Source organism: Mycobacterium gordonae, from assembly GCF_002101675.1.
Lineage (GTDB): Bacteria > Actinomycetota > Actinomycetes > Mycobacteriales > Mycobacteriaceae > Mycobacterium > Mycobacterium gordonae.
Genome location: NZ_LQOY01000133.1, coordinates 1 through 18,298, shown reverse-complemented (window position 1 = coordinate 18,298; position 18,298 = coordinate 1). Strand labels below are relative to the sequence as shown.

The 18,298-nt window shown below is 67.1% G+C and carries 17 protein-coding genes and 1 pseudogene; 9 read left to right on the top strand and 9 right to left on the bottom strand.

The window, feature by feature from the left end:
* Positions 1–7: 7 nt before the first annotated feature.
* The 3 genes from AWC08_RS19575 to galT form a co-directional block, all read right to left on the bottom strand.
* A complete protein-coding gene (locus tag AWC08_RS19575; RefSeq protein WP_069434389.1) occupies positions 8–1,135 on the bottom strand; it encodes an endo-1,4-beta-xylanase in 1,128 nt (375 codons plus the stop codon).
* Between the two features lie 63 nt (positions 1,136–1,198).
* Positions 1,199–2,302: a galactokinase gene (locus AWC08_RS19570; RefSeq protein ID WP_069434390.1), complete on the bottom strand. Its 1,104-nt coding sequence runs from the start codon at positions 2,300–2,302 to the stop codon at positions 1,199–1,201.
* The gene (gene galT, locus AWC08_RS19565) at positions 2,299–3,390 is read right to left on the bottom strand and encodes a galactose-1-phosphate uridylyltransferase (RefSeq protein ID WP_372513485.1); all 1,092 of its coding nucleotides are present in this window, start codon (positions 3,388–3,390) and stop codon (positions 2,299–2,301) included. The genes AWC08_RS19570 and galT overlap by 4 nt, the downstream gene beginning before the upstream one ends.
* Positions 3,391–3,597: 207 nt before the next feature.
* On the opposite strand from galT, the gene AWC08_RS19560 reads away from it, so the two are divergent.
* From AWC08_RS19560 to AWC08_RS19550, 3 genes are read left to right on the top strand one after another with little or no spacing between them, the layout of a single operon-like run.
* The gene (locus AWC08_RS19560) at positions 3,598–4,473 is read left to right on the top strand and encodes an SDR family oxidoreductase (protein WP_142283678.1); all 876 of its coding nucleotides are present in this window, start codon (positions 3,598–3,600) and stop codon (positions 4,471–4,473) included.
* A 2-nt stretch (positions 4,474–4,475) separates the two neighbouring features.
* Positions 4,476–5,186 carry an acetoacetate decarboxylase family protein gene (locus AWC08_RS19555; RefSeq protein ID WP_069434392.1) on the top strand — a complete coding sequence of 237 codons (711 nt, stop codon included), beginning with the start codon at positions 4,476–4,478 and terminating at the stop codon, positions 5,184–5,186.
* A gap of 3 nt (positions 5,187–5,189) precedes the next feature.
* The gene (locus AWC08_RS19550; RefSeq protein ID WP_069434401.1) at positions 5,190–5,915 is read left to right on the top strand and encodes a hypothetical protein; all 726 of its coding nucleotides are present in this window, start codon (positions 5,190–5,192) and stop codon (positions 5,913–5,915) included.
* A gap of 8 nt (positions 5,916–5,923) precedes the next feature.
* Here the strand turns inward: AWC08_RS19550 and AWC08_RS19545 are convergent, their stop codons facing one another.
* Positions 5,924–7,420: a potassium/proton antiporter gene (locus tag AWC08_RS19545; RefSeq protein ID WP_069434393.1), complete on the bottom strand. Its 1,497-nt coding sequence runs from the start codon at positions 7,418–7,420 to the stop codon at positions 5,924–5,926.
* 80 nt (positions 7,421–7,500) lie between these two features.
* Between AWC08_RS19545 and AWC08_RS19540 the strand changes: the two genes are divergently transcribed.
* Entirely contained in the window at positions 7,501–8,193 is a 693-nt protein-coding gene (locus AWC08_RS19540; protein ID WP_065135285.1) for a potassium channel family protein, read from the top strand.
* Between the two features lie 3 nt (positions 8,194–8,196).
* On the opposite strand, the pseudogene AWC08_RS39420 reads toward AWC08_RS19540, so the two are convergent.
* Positions 8,197–9,226, bottom strand: a pseudogene (locus AWC08_RS39420) (serine hydrolase domain-containing protein).
* Positions 9,227–9,246: 20 nt separating this feature from the next.
* Here AWC08_RS39420 and AWC08_RS19530 point away from each other — a divergent pair.
* Entirely contained in the window at positions 9,247–9,624 is a 378-nt protein-coding gene (locus AWC08_RS19530) for a nuclear transport factor 2 family protein (RefSeq protein WP_069434394.1), read from the top strand.
* A 13-nt stretch (positions 9,625–9,637) separates the two neighbouring features.
* Here the strand turns inward: AWC08_RS19530 and AWC08_RS19525 are convergent, their stop codons facing one another.
* Positions 9,638–11,005, bottom strand: a complete 1,368-nt coding sequence (locus AWC08_RS19525) for a flavin monoamine oxidase family protein (RefSeq protein ID WP_069434395.1) — start codon at positions 11,003–11,005, stop codon at positions 9,638–9,640.
* A gap of 115 nt (positions 11,006–11,120) precedes the next feature.
* Here AWC08_RS19525 and AWC08_RS19520 point away from each other — a divergent pair, with 115 nt between their 5' ends.
* Positions 11,121–12,095, top strand: coding sequence for an alpha/beta fold hydrolase (locus AWC08_RS19520; protein WP_065135255.1), 975 nt, complete (start codon positions 11,121–11,123; stop codon positions 12,093–12,095).
* Here AWC08_RS19520 and AWC08_RS19515 read toward each other — a convergent pair.
* Positions 12,090–13,436 carry a flavin monoamine oxidase family protein gene (locus AWC08_RS19515; RefSeq protein WP_069434396.1) on the bottom strand — a complete coding sequence of 449 codons (1,347 nt, stop codon included), beginning with the start codon at positions 13,434–13,436 and terminating at the stop codon, positions 12,090–12,092. The genes AWC08_RS19520 and AWC08_RS19515 overlap by 6 nt on opposite strands.
* Before the next feature lie 73 nt (positions 13,437–13,509).
* Between AWC08_RS19515 and AWC08_RS19510 the strand changes: the two genes are divergently transcribed.
* Entirely contained in the window at positions 13,510–14,502 is a 993-nt protein-coding gene (locus AWC08_RS19510) for a TIGR03617 family F420-dependent LLM class oxidoreductase (RefSeq protein WP_069434397.1), read from the top strand.
* Here the strand turns inward: AWC08_RS19510 and AWC08_RS19505 are convergent.
* Together AWC08_RS19505 and AWC08_RS19500 are read right to left on the bottom strand one after the other, a co-directional pair.
* Positions 14,485–15,609, bottom strand: coding sequence for an Rv3169 family protein (locus AWC08_RS19505; RefSeq protein WP_065135252.1), 1,125 nt, complete (start codon positions 15,607–15,609; stop codon positions 14,485–14,487). The two genes, AWC08_RS19510 and AWC08_RS19505, sit on opposite strands and share 18 nt — an antisense overlap.
* Positions 15,609–16,727, bottom strand: a complete 1,119-nt coding sequence (locus AWC08_RS19500; RefSeq protein WP_069434398.1) for a phosphotransferase family protein — start codon at positions 16,725–16,727, stop codon at positions 15,609–15,611. The genes AWC08_RS19505 and AWC08_RS19500 overlap by 1 nt, the downstream gene beginning before the upstream one ends.
* 44 nt (positions 16,728–16,771) lie before the next feature.
* On the opposite strand from AWC08_RS19500, the gene AWC08_RS19495 reads away from it, so the two are divergent.
* Together AWC08_RS19495 and AWC08_RS19490 are read left to right on the top strand one after the other, a co-directional pair.
* Positions 16,772–17,374 carry a TetR/AcrR family transcriptional regulator gene (locus AWC08_RS19495; RefSeq protein ID WP_065135250.1) on the top strand — a complete coding sequence of 201 codons (603 nt, stop codon included), beginning with the start codon at positions 16,772–16,774 and terminating at the stop codon, positions 17,372–17,374.
* Complete coding sequence (locus AWC08_RS19490; protein ID WP_069434399.1) at positions 17,371–18,168, top strand: SDR family NAD(P)-dependent oxidoreductase; 798 nt, start codon at positions 17,371–17,373, stop codon at positions 18,166–18,168. Before AWC08_RS19495 ends, AWC08_RS19490 begins: the two co-directional genes overlap by 4 nt.
* Positions 18,169–18,298 lie beyond the last annotated feature (130 nt).

Below are 18,298 nucleotides of genomic sequence, written 5' to 3'. Positions count from 1 at the left end.
TCCGCGGTCAGACTGGCCCGCTCAGGTCACTGATGGTTTGAATCTCGCTGTCTCGGTATGGTTTTCCATCCGGCTTGACCAGGTCCTGAAACCAGGTCTCGGGAGCCGTCGGGTACGGATGATCCCATGAGTCCCAGGGCAGGTAGGTCTGGGTCTTCCCGGCGACGAATCCCCAGTTGATTGCACCTACGTTGTAGCGCTTAGCAATTGGCAATATTGCCTCGACGGTGTTGCCGAGCGTCCGGGCCAGGTACTCGGTGCAGATGATCGGCCGCCCCAGCGGGGAGAGTTCGGCGATCCGAGCCTCAAAAGCCGCTGGTTTGTCATAGGAGTGAAATGTGATCACATCGGAATTGTCCAGTTGTATGTTGGCGATCGTGCTGCGGCGCTGAGGATTTCCCCATTCGCCTTGCCACACGGCACTGGTCAATGGCTGACTCGGATCCACCGAACGTGCCCACCCGAACACCAATGAGAGCAGGTCGGCGACCCGCTCCTGCTTGTCTTTCCGCTCGACCTTGCGGTATGCGCGTGCTGGATTGTCGGGCTCATTCCACACGTCCCAAGCCAAAATTCGATCGTCGTTGCGGAATTGCGTCAACACTCCAGTCACATAGTCACGCAGCGTGCGGCGGTAGTCGAGGTCGTCGAGGTGTTCAGCCCCCGGACTTTGCACCCAACCGGAGTTGTGGACGCCGGGCGTCGGCGCGCGCTGCGGACCCAGTTTCGGAAACGGATCCCAACAGGAGTCGAAGAAGACAAACATCGGCTTGATGCGATGCTTCGCCGCGATGGAGACAAATTCCGCGAGACGCATTCGGAAGCCCCAGGGATTCTGCGCCCAGAGCTGATCGTGCAGGAATACCCGCACCGTGTTGAGCTTGTGCGACTGGGCCCAGCCGAGCTCGACATCGATGCGGTGTGGGTCGAAGGTGTCGGCCTGAAACATCTCGAGCTGGTTTATGGCGTTCGAGGTGATGTAGTTGGCGCCGACGGGCCAGGGTTGAGCTTGATACCAGCGGTTGGCTCGATCAGGCGACCACCGGCTTTGCTCTGCGGCGGCGCCGGGCACGCCCGTCAGTGTAGGCCCCGCCGCCAGTAGCGCAGGTAGCTTCAGCACCGTTCGACGACGCACGTAGTGACCATAATTCGCCGGGTGAGCTGATTGCGCGGCTTTGCGCCAATGCTTCCGGATCGCTCACTGGAGCGCCGCGGCGCCCGCGGCAGCCCGGGTTCGGGTGATCGCCGGCCGCGCGAACCCGGCGTCACACGCCGCCCGGCGCACCGCGTCGCCGACCATATCCGCCCGGCCGATCGGCACCAGGGCGATCACGCAGCCCCCGAACCCACCGCCGGTCATCCGGGCGCCCAAAGCGCCCGCATCGACGGCGGCGTCGACAATCAGGTCGATGTGCGCGGTGGTGATCTCGAAATCGTCGCGCATCGACGCGTGCGATGCGCTCATGATCCGGCCGGCTTGGGAGAAATCCGAATCACCGAGTGCGGCAACAAAGTCAAGCACCCGGCGGTTCTCGGTCAGCACATGACGGGCACGACGGGCAGCGACCGGGTCGGTCACCGCAGCCAAGACCGAAGGCGGGCGATCCTGAACCTCGCGCAGTGATGACACCTCGAGATCGGCAGCCGCTTTCTCGCACGATGCGCGTCGGGCGGCGTACTCTCCGCCGGCATGACGGTGGCGTGCTCGGGAGTCGAGCAGCAGCAGTGCAACGCCGGCAGCGTCCGGGTCGAATGCGACGGGCGTGACGGTGACGCTGCGAAAATCGATCAGCAGCGCCGTGGCCGGTTCACCGAACAGCGATGCCAGCTGGTCAAGCAAACCCGTTGGCGCACTGACATAGTCGTTTTCTGCGCGCTGCGCAAGCCGGGCCTGTTCGATGCGTTCGATACGTGCATCGGTGGCCGACGCGATCGCGCCCAGCACCGCGCACTCCAACGCGGCCGACGAAGACAGGCCCGAACCGATCGGCACTTCGCTGGTGATCGACATCGCGCCGCCGGGCACCGGGTGGCCGGCTTCACGCAGCGCCCAGACCACCCCGGCGATGTAGCCGGCCCAGCCCGCTATGTAGCTGTCGGGGTCACCGGGTGCGGTGCCCAGCGGAATGCGCACGGAGCCGTCCGCGCGATCGCTGCTGACGGTAATCGCTTCGCTGTGGTTGGGGGTGAAAGTGGCCGTCGTGCGCAGCGGTAGCGCGATCGGCAGTGCAAAGCCGAGGTTGTAATCGGTGTGCTCCCCGATCAGGTTGATCCGCCCGGGTGCGGCGAACCGGACCGTCATCCGAGTTCCCGTAGCCGCTGGGCCACGCTTTCCGGCGTGACGTCGCTGATGAATGCCCCCATCGCAGACTCGGAGCCCGCCAAGTATTTGAGCTTGGTGGCGCTACGCCGGATTGACATCAACTCGACGTGGAAATAGCCGTCGGCCTGGGTGTCGGTCACGGCGAACTGATGCAGGGCCGAAATGTAGGGCAACGGACCACAACTGGGTGCATACATGCGGTCGAACCGCCCCAGCACATCGAGGTAGACCTGCGCGAACCCGTCCAGTTCGTGGTCTTCGAGATCGACCAGATTGCGCACGAACCGGTTCGGGTAGATGTGCACCTCGACCGGCCAGCGCGCCGCGAACGGCACAAAGGCGGTGAAGTGCTCGGTGCGTGCCACCACGCGACTGCCGTCGGCGACCTCGCGCGCTAGCAGGTCGGCAAAGAGGTTGCCGCCGTAGCGCATACGATGCTCGCGCGCCTGCCCCAGCATCGCAGTGAACCGCGGCGTCAGAAAGGGATAGCCGTAGATCTGGCCGTGCGGATGGGTCAGCGTCACCCCAATTTCCTCGCCCCGGTTCTCGAAACAGAACACCTGCTCGATGCCCGGTTCGGCCATCAGGTCAGCAGTGCGGTGGCGCCACGCGTCGACGACCAACCGGGCATGGGCCGGCGCCAAATTCGCGAACGACCCGGCGTGTTCGCTGGAAAAGCAGATCACCTCGCACCGGCCGTGGCCCGGCGCGGACACAAAGCCGCCACCGGCAGGCAACGGGATCGAGGGGGAGGTGCCGGACAGGCTCGGAAACCGGTTCTCGAAAACGACAACGTCATAGTCGGGGGCGGGCACCTCGCTGGTCAGTCCAGTCGGACCTGGACACAGTGGGCACTGGTCGGCAGGCGGCTTGTAGGTGCGGTCTTGACGCAGCGCGGCGACGATAACCCACTGGCCGGTTGACTGGTCGAACCGCAACTCCGACTGGTCCGGGTCTTGCTTGGGCAACGGCCGGCGATCCGGAACCGGCGCTGGACGGTGCCCGGGCAACGCGAAGAACAGCAGGTCACGGCCATCGGTCAGCTTTGCCCGCGTCGGCGATTCCACGACATTGAAGATTAGCGTGGCCGCTGCGAACGTAGATCAGGTAGCGGCCACCACGGTGCCCGCACAGCCAGAGCGGCTCGCACCTCACCCGGCTGGCGCGACGAAGGCGCCCGCCCTGGCTGATTCGCCAATTCCGTTGTGCGCTATCCCGTTAAGGGGAGGGAATGCAGATGGCAGGGCAGCGGCGTCCACCAGGTGGACACCACCATGGCGCCAGCCGGGAAGAGCCGGTATGAGATTCTGGGCCGCATGCCGAAACTGCGGGGCCGACGGGTGGCCATCACCGGTGGGGCGCAGGGCATCGGCCGGGCGATCGGCGAGGCGCTGATCGCCGCCGGCGCCACCGTGGCCCTGGGCGATGTCCAGGAAGCCGCCGTCCGGCAGACCGCCACCGAGATCGGGGCGACTGGCTCTCACCTCGACGTCACCGATCCGGCGAGCTTTGAGACATTCCTCGACCGGGCGACCGGCGATCTCGGCGGGCTCGATGTCCTGGTCAACAACGCGGGCATCATGCCGATCGGGCCGTTCCTGCAGGAGAGCCGCAGCGTCACCCGGCGCACGATCGAGATCGACGTGCTGGGCGTGCTGACCGGCACCCGGTTGGCCGGCGCCCGCTTCGCCGAACGCGGATCGGGCCACATCGTCAACATCGCCTCGGTGATGGGCACGCTGGCATCGCCGAACGCGGCCACCTACTGCGCGTCCAAATACGCCGTCGTCGGCTTCAGCGAGGCGCTGCGTCAGGAGTGGCGGGGCAGTGGTGTCCAGATCTCGGCGATCTGCCCGGGGTTCGTCCGCACCGAGTTGATCGCCGGGATGTCCGCACCCGGCCCGCTGGAGCGCTTTCTGGTGGTCAACCCCGAGGACGTCGCCACCGCCGTGGTCGCCGAACTGGCCAAGGGGGCGTCGCGCACCGTCTTCGTCCCCAAGCTGGTGGGGCTGGTGTCGCGCGGTAGCGCCACCCTGCCGGCGGGCCTCGTCGACGCGGCCTTCCGGGCGTCGGGTGGGAACAAGGTCACCGCGGAGCTGGACCGCGAACAGCGCGCCGCCTACCAGGCGCGCATCGAGAATCAGGAGTAAGCGTGGGGGACAACGACACTCGCATCGAGCTGACCGGTCTGGCCGGCGTGCCGGAAAGCGCGCTCAGCCAGGCGCTGGTGGCGACGCTGCCAACCAACCAAGCGCCCGCGCCGTGGGAGTGCCGCTGCTCGGCGCTGCTATGGCTGGGCCGCGGCGGTCGCGCCGCCGCCTCGGTGCTGCCGTCGGCGCTGGCCGGTAGCCCGGCGCTGGTCACCCTCGGCGCCTTCGTCCGCTACACCGACACCCCGGTCGGCGCGTATGACGAGGTGCTCGGCATTGTCGGTTCGCGGACCGGTCTGCGCCCCTGGGGCAACGTGGCCTTCATGTCGGTGGATTCACAGACCAGCCTGGTCGGCGGCCGCACCAACTGGGCGATGCCCAAGACGCTGGCCCGCTTCGACGGTGAGCTGGCCGACGGGCAACTCATCACCGGCAGCAGCAGCGACGAGCCGTCCTGGACGGTGAGCGCGACCCCTCGGATCAAGGGGCCGTCCCTTCCGCTGAAAGTCAAGGGCAATGCGCGCCAGCAATTCGCCGACGGCCGGGTGGGTGACTCGCTGCTGACGTTCAACGGCCGGATCCGGCCTGCCCTGGTGACCGTCGGCGTGTCGTCGTCGGGTCCGCTGCCGACGTGGCTGCGTCCCGGACTGCATCTGGGTGCGTTCGTCGAAGAGGCGACGTTCACCCTGGGTGAGCCGACCTTCCGGGGCTAGGTGATGACCGAGAGCTTGATCCGCATCTTCGACGCCCACGGTGGGCTGGACTACTGGCGTTCCCTGGCGGCTGTCGAACTCAAGATGTCGGCGTCCGGCTTCCTTTTCAACGCTAAACATGTTGCCCCGCAACGCCACGTCAGACTGACCATCAGCACTCGCAGGCCGGAGGTCGTGCTGCACGACTACCCCGAGACAGGGAAGCGGGCTGTGCTGCATGGCTCGGACCGCATCGAGATCTGCGATCCGGGCGGCGCCGTCATTGAGTACCGTTCGCGCCCACGAGACTCGTTCGGACTTGGCCGACGCACACTTTATTGGGACGCAATGGATTTCGCGTACTTCTCGGGGTACGCCATGTGGAATTACATTAATCTGCCGTTCCTGATCACCGAACCGGGTTTCACCGTGGAGGAGTCACCGGCCGCGGACGGCACGACCCGGCTGACGGTCGGTTTCCCGCCCGGATTGCCCACTCACTGCCCGACCCAGGTGTTGTACTTCGACGCCACGGGGAGGCTGACTCGGCATGACTACACCGCGCAGGTCGTCGGCTCCTGGGCCAGGGCAGCACACCTATGCGGGAATTATCAGCGGTTCGGCCAGTTGTGGCTGCCTACTCGCCGACGGGTATACCCCAAGGGCCCGCTCAACCGCCCGCTGCCGGCACCCACCTTGGTCGCCATCGACATCCACGACGCCCGGCCGCTGCTCTGTGTGGACACATGAGTCGAGAGCTATTCCAGCTCGCCGTATTCGTCGAACCAGTGCGCGAGCTTGCCACGCCGGCTGACCGCGCGGAGTCTGGCTTCGGCCGCGGCGCGGGTCTTGCTGGTGGTGATGATCAGTAGCTCGTCGCCGCTTTCGATGCGGGTGTCGGGCTCCGGGACGAAGGTGTGGCCGTCGCGGATGATCAGGGTGATGACGGCCGGGTCCGGTAGGCGCAGTTCCAAAATGGTGACGTTGTGCAGGCGTGACGGCCGCTGCACCGTCATGGTCAGCAGTTCGGCGTCGAGCATGTCCAAGGGGGCGGCTTCCACTTGAATCTCGCGGGTGGCCTCGCGGGAGATCAGGCCCAGCATGTGGGCGATCGGCCGCAGACTCGGACCCTGGATCAGGGTGAAGACCACGACCAGCACGAACACGATGTTCAGGAGCCGGGAGCTGTCCGGGACGCCTGCCACGATCGGGAATGTCGCCAGCACGATCGGCACCGCACCACGCAGCCCCGCCCACGACAGAAACGCCTGGTCGCGCCAGGGCACCCGGAACCAGATCAGCGTTCCGACCACCGACAGCGGCCGCGCGACCAGCAGCAGCACCAGCCCGATCACGATCGCCGAGATCACGTCGACGGCCAATTCACTCGGGTCGACCAGCAGCCCGAGCAGCACGAACAGGCCGATCTGGGCCAGCCAGCCGACCCCTTCGGCGAAGGAGCGGGTCGCCGAGCGGTGCGGTAGCCCCGAGTTCGCCAACACCACGGCGGCCAGGTAGGCGGCGATGAATCCGCTGGTGTGGGCATCCCCGGCCGCGGCGAATGCGACCAGACCCAGCCCGAACGTCGCGATCGGGTACAGCCCGGAAGCCGGCAACGCGATACGTCGCAGCCCGAACGCCCCGAGATAGCCGATGACCAAGCCGATCGCGGAGCCACCGGCCAGTTCATAGATCAAGTCGGTGAAGGCGTGCTCGGGTTTGAACACGAACGGCACCACGCTGAACATGAGCACCAGGATCACGCCGGGGGCGTCGTTGAAGCCCGATTCGGCTTCCAGTAGTCCCGCGAGGCGGCGGGGCAAGGGCAGTACACGCAACACCGAGAACACCGCCGCGGCGTCGGTGGAGGCGATGATGGCCCCGAGTAGGAGAGCCAGCTGCCAGTCGAAGCCCAGCAGCAGACGCGCGCCCACCGCGGTGATGACCGTGCTGATGATCACACCGACGGTGCCCAGGGTGACCGCCGGTGCCAGCACCTTGCGGATGTCGCTGAAGCGCGTGGTCAAGCCGCCTTCGACGAGGATGACCGCCAGGGCCGCGGTGCCGACATTGCGGGCCAGGATCACGTCGTCGAACTGCAGGCCCAGGCCGTCCTCGCCGATCGCGACACCGACCAGCAGGAACAGCAACAGACTGGGAAAACCCACGACCGTGGCCACACGCGTGCCGACGATGCTGGCCAGCAGCACCAGTCCGCCGATGGACACGGTGAGGTACAGCTCTTCAAGGGTCATTGGGTTGTCAGTATTTCAGCCTGCCGCCGGGGCAGCGCGCGCTGCACATAGGCAAAGATGGTCATGTGACCAAGCGGAAGTTGCGGATCGGGATTGCCGGAGCCGGTAATGTCGGCCGCTCGGTCGCCCAGGAGTTGCTCGACGCCGGCCACAAGGTGCTGCTGATCGAGCGGCAGCGACGGAACTTTCAGCCGCAGAAGGTGCCGGAGGCGGATTGGTTCAACGCCGACGCGTGTGAGATGTCGGCGTTGCAGGAAGCCGGCGCCCAGACCTGCGACGTGGTGATCGCGGCTACCGGCGACGACAAGGCCAACCTGGTGGTGGGACTGCTGGCCAAGTCGGAGTTCGGCGTGCCCCGGGTGGTGGCCCGGATCAACGACGTCCGCAACGAGTGGCTGTTCGGGCAGGCGTGGGGGATCGACGTGTCGGTCTCGACGCCGGGTGCGATGGTCGCCGGAATCGAGGGCGCCATCGACGTCGGTCACCTGGTGCGGCTGATGGGACTTCGCGAAGGCCGGATGGCCTTGACGAAACTCACTCTGCCCGAAGACAACCCGTTGGTCGGACAATCTGTCGGTGGGCTCGGACTACCGGCGAACACCGCATTGGTCACCGTAATCCGCGGCGGCACCGTCATAGTCCCGCAAGCCGACGATGTGCTGGAAGCGCGCGACGAAGTGCTCTTCGTCGCTGACAACGCCCGGGAGGGTGCCCTCAGAGCTGCCATCAACAGGATCCGGATCTCCGGCACACTGCCGCGCTCCCGGGCGTGAATTTCAGGCCCAGAGCGGCGCCAGCGCGTCGGCTATGGCCGCAGGATCCTGGTCCTCCGTGTTGCAGCTGACAGCCAGGGACTTGCGTCGGTCCTTGCTGATGTGGAACGCCGTGACGAATCCTGCCCAGCGACCGTCGTGATCGAGCATGCCGTTGGCGCGCAGGTAAATTCCGGCGCCGTAGCGATCCCCACCACCGGGCTCGGTCGGCATGGCCCCGGCCAACTGCTCTTCGAGTAATTTGGGGCCGCCCAACTTGCCGGTTCGGTAGTTGTCCGCCCACCGCACCAGTTGAGACGGACTGGTCATGACGCCGCCGTCGCCGATCTGTTCCCAGGGGGAGTCGGGCACGGCGTTGCCGTGTTCGTAGGGCGTCGCCCGATCGCGAGCGCTGCCGGCGAGGTCCAAGGACATGGCCAGATCCAGCGGTTGGAAGATGTTCGCACTGAGGAACTGTGGCAGCGACTGCCCGGATACTCGCTGGACGACCTCGCCGAGCAGCATGTAGTTCGAGTTGGAGTAATCGAAACGGGATCCGGGCTCGAACTCCAATGCCGGCACCGTCGTCAGCACCTGCACGGCTTGCGCCTATCCCGCTTGCTTGGTGCATCAGTTGCGCGATGCTGACGGTTGCGGCCCATGGCGGCAACTCGTGCACGTGGGCAGACAGCGGGTCGTCGAGTGACAGCTTGCCCCCGTCCGCCAGTAGCAGGGTCGCGGTGGCGGTGAATTGCTTGGAAACAGAAGCGATATCGAACCGGGTGTCCGGGTTGATCTTGGTCCCGTTCGCCATATTGGCCATGCCCCGAACGCCGGTCCATACCACTTTGCCGTCGATACCCACCGCAGCCGAGCAGCCCGGCTGGTCGGCCTTGATGCGGCTGTCCAGCACGTCCTGACTGCGCGCGTCGATAGCGGATTCGGCCGTCGTGGACTCCGGCGGGGGTCCTGCGGCGCCCCGGGTGCCGTCCTCGTCGTCGCAGGCACTGAGTAGCAGCGCAACCGCGACGATGGGCCTTGACTGCCCCGGCAATCGGCCATAACTTGCCGCACATGTCTGTTGCGCTGCTGCGGGAGATGTTCGAGCGGATGGTGGTCGCCAAGAACGGCGACCTGATCGAGCATTACTACGACCCCAACTTCGTGATGTGCTCGGACGGGCTGACGCAAGGCTTCGCCGACTTTCGCGACAGCCACCGCAAGCTGTACGCCACGCCCATCGCATACTCGGTGGAATACGACGAGCAGGCCTGGGTGGAAGCGGCGGACCGGATCGCCGGGCGGGTCTGGATCACCACGTCACGGCCCGGCGAAGAGCCGACCCGAATCGAGGTGGTGCTGATCGCCACCTACCGCGACGGGCGGATCCACCGAATATGGGAGACCACCTGGCCGAGCTGGCGCGGCGTCGGCGCGCTGGAAAGCTATTGAGCCACAACCGCGGTCAGGGTTTGGGCAGGCGTTGCATGAGTTCGGCGGCGGCGTGGCGGCCGCTGAGCAGGGCGCCGTGGACGGTGGCGGGGTTGTCGGCTCCGACGGCCTCACCGGCCAGGTAGAGCCGGTCGCCGATCGGTTCCTGCAGCCGGCGCCGGTCGTCCAGGCCCGAGCCTGGTGCGTGGTAGGAATAGGAGCCCAGCGCGTAGGGATCGGTGGTCCAGCTCGACGACCGCACCTCGACGACGTCACTGCCGAAAAGTTGCCGGGCGATGGGCCGTGCGCCGGCGACCAAATCGGCTGGGGCCGTGGACTCTACGCTGCGGCCGCGGGACCCGGGGTTGAACGCCAGCACCATCGGGCCGGCGGCGGCGGGCAGCGTGAACCACTGCGCCCACAAGCCTTTCTCGGAGCCCAGGTACTCATAGAATGCGTTCTCGGTGTCCCACGTCCGCTGCTGGAATCGGAAGTAGCTCTTGGACAGGACGCCGAAGCCCAGCGCGTTCACCGCATGGCCATGTCCCTCTGGCAGCGGTGGGTCGAAGCTGATGCTCGCGGCCTTGAGGACGCCGAGCGGCACCGTGACGATCGCCGCGGGGCCTTCGAAGGTCCGGTCACCGGCGCGGACCGTTACCGAATTACTCTGGTGCGAAACGGAATTGACGGGGGTACTCAGTACGATCTGAAGTCCGTCGGCCAGCAGCCGCGGTATCGCGTCGTACCCGCTGGTGATCACCGACTGCGACCCGTCGGTGAACCTGCCCACGTCGAACGTCGTGGCCGACAGCTGGCCGGCGTCGGCGGCATACTCGTCCTCGATCTCGGTGGTGACGTAGAAGTCCAGTTCGGCACGCTCCCGGTCGGTGAGCTCCTCCCGGTCGGCCTGGGCGGTGATGGCCGCGCCCAGCGTTCCGCCGGTCACCTCGTCACGGGCCTCGGAGACCAGCCGGCGCCAGGCCTTGGGGTTGAACGTCATGGGCAGCAGCCGGGGGTCGATCACCAGTTTCGACGAGTCGTCGTAGTCGGTGGGCACGACGTCGGCGTGGACTCGCCGCGCCAACTCCACCAACGGATTGTTGGTGGTCCCGTGAATCCAGGACGCACCCATCTCCAGCGGCACGCCCCAGTCGCGGCTGGTGTGCACCCGCCCGCCGATCCGGTCGCGGGCTTCGATCACCCGCACCGGCCAGCCAGCGTCAGCGAGGCTGCGGGCGGCGGCCAGACCGGCCATTCCGGCGCCGATCACCAGCACCGACTTCGTCTCCGGCGGCGTGGTGGTGGGTGTTCTGGGCGGCTGGGCCGGCCGGGTAGGGGATGCACAAGCCCCGGTCAGCAGGGTGGCTGCCGTCAAAAAACCCCGGCGGGATAACTGTGGCACGGTTTCGCCGTTATCTGATCGTGTTCTGGTTTGTGACGGACCGCACATTACGGTCAGGTAAAGTCGCCGGCAACTGGATGGCGGCAACGGAGCCGCGACCAAGGCGGGAGCGGTGATGAGTGCTCGGATGACTACCCGTGAAAGACCGGTTCGGCAGCTGCCTGCCGAGTTGCCGCCGAGTCGCACCGTCAAGGTCCGCGCGGCCGACGGCACCGCACTGCACGCGGAGGTGTTCGGCCCGGCCGAGGGTTACCCGATCGTCCTGACGCACGGATTCGTCTGCGCAATCCGGGCGTGGTCGCATCAGATCGCCGACCTGGCCACCGATTACCGCGTGATCGCATTCGACCACCGCGGCCACGGCCGCAGCGCCGTGCCGCGGCGCGGCGGTTACAGCCTCAAACACCTTGCTTCCGACCTGGACTGCGTGCTGGATGCGACGCTGGCCCCGCACGAGCGCGCGTTGATCGCCGGCCACTCGATGGGCGGCATGACCATCCAGGCCTGGTCGGAGCGCTACCGCCACAAGGTGCGTCGCCGCGCCGACGCCGTCGCGCTGATCAACACCGCCAGTGGGGACCTGCTGAGCAAGATCAAGTTGTTGTCGGTGCCGCGCGGCCTGTCGCCGGCCCGGGTGGTGGCCGGGCGGACCCTGATCAGCGCCGTCGGCGGGTTGCCGTTGCCGGGAGCGGTCCGGATTCCGAGCCGGTATCTGGTGTCGATGATGGCCGTCGGGGTCGGCGCGGACCCGGCGGTGGTCGAACTGGTCTATGAACTGTTCGCGCAGACCTCGCCGATGGGTCGCGGCGGCTGCGCGCGGATGCTCATCGAGGAGATCGGCTCCCGGCATCTCGATCTCGAGGGCTTGACGGTGCCGACCCTGGTCATCGGCAGCGAGCAGGACCGGCTGACGCCGATCAGCCAGGCCCGCAAGCTGGCCCGGACCGTGCCCAACGTCGTCGACCTGGTCGAGTTGCCGGGCGGGCACTGCTCGATGCTGGAACAGCCCGACGAGGTCAACCGGCAGTTGCGCGGACTGGCCGAGGCGGCGATCGACCGTCAGGCCCGGGTCTCGCTGATCAGCTCATAACAGCGCGGCGACCTCCGCGGCGGCCCGTTGGCCGGAGCGGACGGCGCCGTCGAAGTATCCGGTCCATTCGTCGGCGGTCTCGGTGCCCGCCCAGTGAATCGGGCCGACCGGTCGACGCAGCACCTTGCCGTACTTGGTCCACGATCCCGGCGGCACCGCCGCGGTAGGGCCGCCGGGTGCGAATTCTTCTACGCCCCAACGGAAGTCGGTGTAGTCGAGTGGGTTGAGCGCTTCCTCGCCGTAGAGCGAGGCGAAGCAGCGCAGCGCGTCGCGGCGGCGCAGGTCGGCGGGCAGCGAGTCGAAGGCGCGGGGGTCGACGAAGCCCAGCAGGACGCCGGGGCCGTCGGCGTGCGGGCTGACATCGAAGGTGATGAACACCGGTCCGTTATCCAGCAGGGCTTGGCCGGAGAATCCCTTGGCCCGCCAGAACGGCGTCTCATAGGCCGCGTAGGCCTTGGTCAGCCGGCCCTGTGGCCAATGCTGGGTGAGTTCGGTGTACTCGGGTGGCAGCGGGGGATCGAATTGGATGCCGGCGCGGTGGGCGGGCGGAATCGCCACGATGACGAACCCGGCCTCGGCCTGACCCTGATCAGAGGTCACTGTCACCCCCGACCCGTGCCGTTGGATGCGCCGCACGCAGGCGTCCAGCACCACGCGATCGCCGAGTTCGGCCGCCGCCCGATCGGCGATCTGCTGGGTGCCGCCGGGGATCAGGTCCTGCTGGGCGCCGTTCTCGGTGTCGAGCAGCCGGTCGAGTCCGCCGGCCGCGCGCACATAGCGGGCCGCGTGCAGCATCGACACGTCGTCGGGCTCGCACCCCCAAGTCACGCGGGTCATGATCGCCATCAGGTCCCGGGACGACGCGGTGGCGCGCACCATGGTCAACCACTGGCCGAGCGAGACGCCGTCGAGTTGGCGGGCGCGCTTGGCATGCCACGGCGCCGCTATCGGAACGGTGCGCGAGATCCGCTCGAACTGCCACTGCAGCCGCCCGATGTCGAGCAGCCCGAGCAGGGACAGCCGGGGGATCGTGCCGCTGTACGCGCGCGCCGCGCCGCGCCAGTGGATCACGTTCTTGCCGTCGTGATAGGTCGGAACGGTAGGCAGCCCGAGCTCGCTGATCAGCTTGAGCACCGCGTCCTGGGTGGGGCCCACGAACGAGCCGCCCCGGTCGATCGGCAAGCCGGCGACGCTGCCGCTGAACGAGCGGCCGCCCACCCGGTCGCGTCCTTCCAGCACCAGCACGTCCTGACCCTGTTGCGTGAGTTCCCGAGCTGCGGCGAGTCCGGCGAGGCCGGCCCCCACCACGACAACGTCGACATTCCAGGGTGGGTGAGGCACGTGCTCCAGTGAACAGCATCGGCCGCCGGTTCCGTAGGGTTACCCGCGTGCCGAATCTTGAGGCAGGCGTGCTGTGAAGGTATTCACCGCTTTGTATGGTCTGACGGACGCGGCCGACCGGGCGCGTGAATTGCGCGACGCCGGCGCCGGCGGCGTGGCCACCTTCGAAGGCCCGCACGACGTGTTCGCGCCGCTGACCCTGGCCGCCACGGTGGGTGGTTTGGACCTGATGACCAACGTGGCGATTGCGTTTCCCCGCAATCCGATTCACCTGGCGCACCAGGCCAACGACCACCAGCTGCTCAGCGGTGGACGTTTCCACCTGGGCCTGGGCACACAGATCCGTCCGCAGATCGAGAAGCGGTTCGGCGCCCAGTTCGATCGTCCGGTGCAGCGGATGACGGAGCTGATCGCCGCCCTGCGCGCGATCTTCGAGGCGTGGAACACCGGCGGACGCTTGGACTTTCGCGGCGAGTTCTACCGGCACACGCTGATGACCCCGACGTTCAATCCGGGTCCGAACCCGTATGGCCCGCCACCGATTTACGTGGGAGCGCTCGGGCCGCGGCTGACCCGGGCCACCGCCGAGCACGCCGACGGTCTGCTGGTGATGCCGTTCGGATCGAAGCGTTTCCTGCACGGCAGCACCATGCCGGCGGTGCGGGAGGGCTTGGCGGCCAGCGGTCGTCGCGCCGAGGATTTCCGGATAATCCCGGAAGTCATCGTCTCGGCCGACGATGACGCGGCTATTGCGGGCACCCGGCGGCTGCTGTCGTTCTACGGGTCCACGCCGGCGTATCGGCCGGTGCTGGCCGCGCACGGCTGGGAGGACCTGCAGCCCGAGCTCAACGCGATGTCCAAACAGGGCCGCTGGCAGGAGATGGGCTCGCTGATCACCGACGAGATCATGCACACCATCGCCGCATGCGGCACGCCCGCGGAAATCGCCGCACACATCCGGGACCGCCTCGACGGCGTCTCGGACACCGTGTTCCTGTATCAGGCGGCGCCGATCGGGGTGTCCACGCTGGCCGAGATCATCGACGAGTTAGGGCGCGACGGTTAGCCAGTCGGCGAATCCCGACGGGTCGTGCCGGCCCAGCGCGCCGTGCTCGTACAGGCCCCAGCCCTCGACCGGGTCGCCGTCGCCGTCCCGGCACACCGCGCGCCCGACGTGGTCGATGACGCCGAAGCCGGAGCGGGCGATGATCCCGGGATCGGTCATGTCGTAGGTGAGCCGCTCGGTGAACTTCTCGCCCTTCCATAGTCCGTGTGTCCAGTCCGAGTCACCGCCGTAGCCGCCACCGACGTGGATCGGCACCGGCAGCTTGGACTCCACGTCGAAGTGGACCGGGGTGCCGTCGGGTGCCGTTGCGTCGATGGTGGCGCCGGTCGGGATCCGGGTGCCCGAGCGGTAATGAATCTTGACTCGCGGCCAGCCGAGCTGCTCAACCCTGCCGTCGCGCCATACCCGCGTGCAGTCGTTGAGCGAGCGGAACCCGTTGGGCTCCTCCTGGATGATCAGCACGATCGCGAAGTCGTCGAAGGCCATCGGCACGTACAGCCACCACATGCCCTCGAACGGCGGGTCCGCCGGGCGGCCGGCCGGCTCGGGCTCACCGATCGGGCGGATGCCCCAGGACCGGTCGCGGCTGCCGATCCAGACCGACGGGTCGACGGTGATGTCCTCGCCGTCGACGTGCAGCTGTCCGCTCCAGCTGCCGAGCTGGGCGAAGCGCTGGGCGTTCAGCGTGACCCGGTTTCCCGACCGCAGTATGTGCGGCTGTTCCTGGACCACGTCGAACAGGCCCTCCCAGGTGAGATCCGCTGCGATGCCCTCGGTTTCGTCGAGCACGATGCGCAGTTTGCGCAGTGGCTCGATGACCTCGACGCGGTAGCCGTTGACATGCTGGTTCAGCCGGTCCTGGTCGATGGCGTCCGAAAGGTGCACCGCGGTCTGGGTTTGTCCACGCCGGACGAGCAGGAACGCGTCCTTGACCCCGAGGTTGGGGTAGTAGCCCAGACCGGTGATGAGGAAGATGTCGCCGGTGCGGTCGTGGGCGTTGAAGTAGGAGCGGTCGTAGAAGTTGCGGTCGGAGGAGCCGGGCCAGGCGATCGGTTGGGGGATCTGGTGTACCGGGTATTCGTCGAGCGGTCCGAGTGATTGCGGCATTAACTTTCCTCTCCGATAAGACGTTTCATCAGTCCGGCGTGATAGAACAGCGTCTCCACGTCCTCGGGTTTCTCGACCTCGCCGAAATGCACGCGCCGCGCACCGGTGCGCATGAACACACACGCCCACATCACACCGGAGTACACGTAGAACCAATTGAGGTCACTGAGCTCCACCCCCGTGAGCTTCTGATACGTGGCGCGCACGTCGTCCTCGCGCATCACCCCGGGCAGGCCGGGTAGGGTCGCCAGCCCGGCGAGCTCTTGGAAGACTTTGTGCGCGAATATCATCCAGGCCACGTCGAGCTCGCGTGGGCCGAGGGTCACCATCTCCCAGTCCAGCACCGCCACCGGTTCGAAATCGCGGTACAGCACGTTGCCCACCCGGGCGTCGCCCCAGTTGAGCACCGGCTCACGAGCGTCGGCATCGGTTGGCCAATTGTCCTGCAGCCATCCGAAGGTGCGCTCCACCAAGGGGGATCGGCCGATGTCGGGGACGGCGAAGTCGTACCACGACTTGACCCACCCGAAGTGTTTGCGCAGCGCCGTTTCGCCGGTCAGGTCTTCGGTCAGAAATCCAAAAGTGCTCTCGGCGTTCGGAATCGAATGCAGGGAGGCCAGCACGTTGACCGAGGCGTCCTGCAGCTTGCGTTGCTGCTCGGCCGGTGCGTCGGCGAACCAGTTGCCGCCAAAGGTGTAGGGCATGACGTCGGGCGGCACCACACCGTCGACGTAGTCCATCAGAAAGAACGGCGCCCCCAAGACCTCCCCGGTGTTCTCGATCCAGCGCACCCGCGGTACCGGCACGTCGGTCAGTTCACCGACCTGGCGGATCACCTCGAACTGGTGGTCCAGGCGATACGTCGGGAAAACCGGAACGTCCTGGGTGGTGGGTGCGACCCGGGCGACCAGCTTCTGCTCGTTCCCGTCCCAGCGCGCGGTCAGGATGATGGTTTCCGAGGACATGCCCGTCGAGTCCACGCCGCTTTCCACGGTGACCTCGGGCGTTGCCGAGAGTTTGGTCGACAACCATTGAGATATCAGGGCCGGGACGGTGGCGGTATCGCGGCTCGAGCGTTGCATGCGGCCCACATCTTCGAGAGCCGGTTCATTAGCCACGGGTGCTTCCTTTGCGGGGTAATTACGATACGGTAGGTAGCGTTATGAAAGCAGACCCGTCAACCCTTGACAAGATCCCCGGCGCCGGGCGGCCGCGGGATCCACGCATCGACTCTGCCATCCTGGCGGCAACCGCGGAACTGCTTGTCAACATCGGATATTCGAATCTCAGCCTGGCCGCGGTGGCTGAGCGGGCCGGAACGACGAAGTCGGCGCTGTACCGCAGGTGGTCGAGCAAGGCTGAACTGGTGCACGAGGCGGCGTTCCCGGTGGCCCCGACGGCATTGGTGGCGCCGGCCGGTGACTTCGCCGCCGACATCCGGATGATGATCGGGGCCACCCGCGACGTGTTCACCACTCCGGTGGTGCGCGCCGCGTTGCCGGGGCTGGTGGCCGACATGACCGCCGATGCCGAGTTGAACGCGCGGGTGATGTCGCGCTTTGCCGGGGTGTTCGCCGCGGTGCGGACGCGGCTGCGTGAGGCGATCGACCGCGGGGAGGCGCACCCCGACGTCGACCCGGACCGGCTTATCGAATTGATCGGAGGCGCCACGATGCTGCGCATGATGCTGTACCCGGACCAGACGCTGGACGACACCTGGGTGCAGCAGACCGCCGCCATCCTGGTGCACGGAGTGACCCAGTGACCGCCATCGTCACCGGTGCCAGTCGCGGTCTGGGGCGGGCGATCGCGCTGGCGCTGGCGGCCGACGGTGAGGCGGTGGCCGTCGTCGGACGCACCGAGGCCGTCTGGGACGAACGGCTGCCCGGAACCATCGGGGAGACGGTCGCGGACATCGAGGCGACCGGCGGACGGGCAGTGGCGATCCGGGCCGATCTCACCGAGCACGACGACATCGTCCGACTGGTCGACGAAGCCCGAGATGCCTTGGGGCCCATCGAGATTTTGATCAACAACGCCGCGTTCACCGCGCCGGGGCGACCGGGTGGCACGCCACGCGTCAAGAAGGCCGCGGCGGACAAGGCCCGGTACCCGGGTTTCGTCAGTGTCCCGCTGGCCGCCTACCGGCGACACTTCGAGATCGCGGTCTTCGCCGCGTATGAACTTATGCAGCTGGTCAGCCCGGACATGATCGCCGCCGGCGGCGGCTCGATCGTCAACATCACCTCCATCGCCTCGCGCCTGGGCGGTGGATTGCCCGGATACGGCGGCTCCAAGGCAGCGCTGGAGCACCTCACCGGCTGTGCGGCGCTTGACCTTGCCGACCACAACATTGCGGTCAACGCCCTCGCGCCGTCCAAGCCGATCATGACGCCGGGCCTGTCCTACTACGCCCACGGCTTCGACGACGAAAGCACCGCCGAGGAATTCGCGCAGGCGGCGCTGCAACTCGCACGGGTGAGCCCGAGCGTGGTGACCGGCCGCACGATCGGGCACCTGCAGGTGCTCGACGGCAGCTTCGCGCCGTTCATGGTGTAGACCCTCAGGCGACATGGCGGTCGATGAGTCGGATGCCGATGGCGTCTTCGACCTCGCTGATGTCGATGCGCGGGTAGATCGGTGGTGCGGCGGATCGGTATCGGGCGTCGGTGGGGGTGATGAATTCGGT

Excerpts from the sequence above, each read along its gene's own strand:
- AWC08_RS19570 (WP_069434390.1), bottom strand. The coding sequence starts at position 2,302 with ATGACGGTCCGGTTCGCCGCACCCGGGCGGATCAACCTGATCGGGGAG.
- AWC08_RS19550 (WP_069434401.1), top strand. The coding sequence starts at position 5,190 with ATGACCGAGAGCTTGATCCGCATCTTCGACGCCCACGGTGGGCTGGAC.
- AWC08_RS19530 (WP_069434394.1), top strand. The coding sequence starts at position 9,247 with ATGTCTGTTGCGCTGCTGCGGGAGATGTTCGAGCGGATGGTGGTCGCC.
- AWC08_RS19545 (WP_069434393.1), bottom strand. The coding sequence starts at position 7,420 with ATGACCCTTGAAGAGCTGTACCTCACCGTGTCCATCGGCGGACTGGTG.
- AWC08_RS19560 (WP_142283678.1), top strand. The coding sequence starts at position 3,598 with ATGGCGCCAGCCGGGAAGAGCCGGTATGAGATTCTGGGCCGCATGCCG.
- AWC08_RS19505 (WP_065135252.1), bottom strand. The coding sequence starts at position 15,609 with ATGCCGCAATCACTCGGACCGCTCGACGAATACCCGGTACACCAGATC.
- AWC08_RS19520 (WP_065135255.1), top strand. The coding sequence starts at position 11,121 with ATGAGTGCTCGGATGACTACCCGTGAAAGACCGGTTCGGCAGCTGCCT.
- AWC08_RS19495 (WP_065135250.1), top strand. The coding sequence starts at position 16,772 with ATGAAAGCAGACCCGTCAACCCTTGACAAGATCCCCGGCGCCGGGCGG.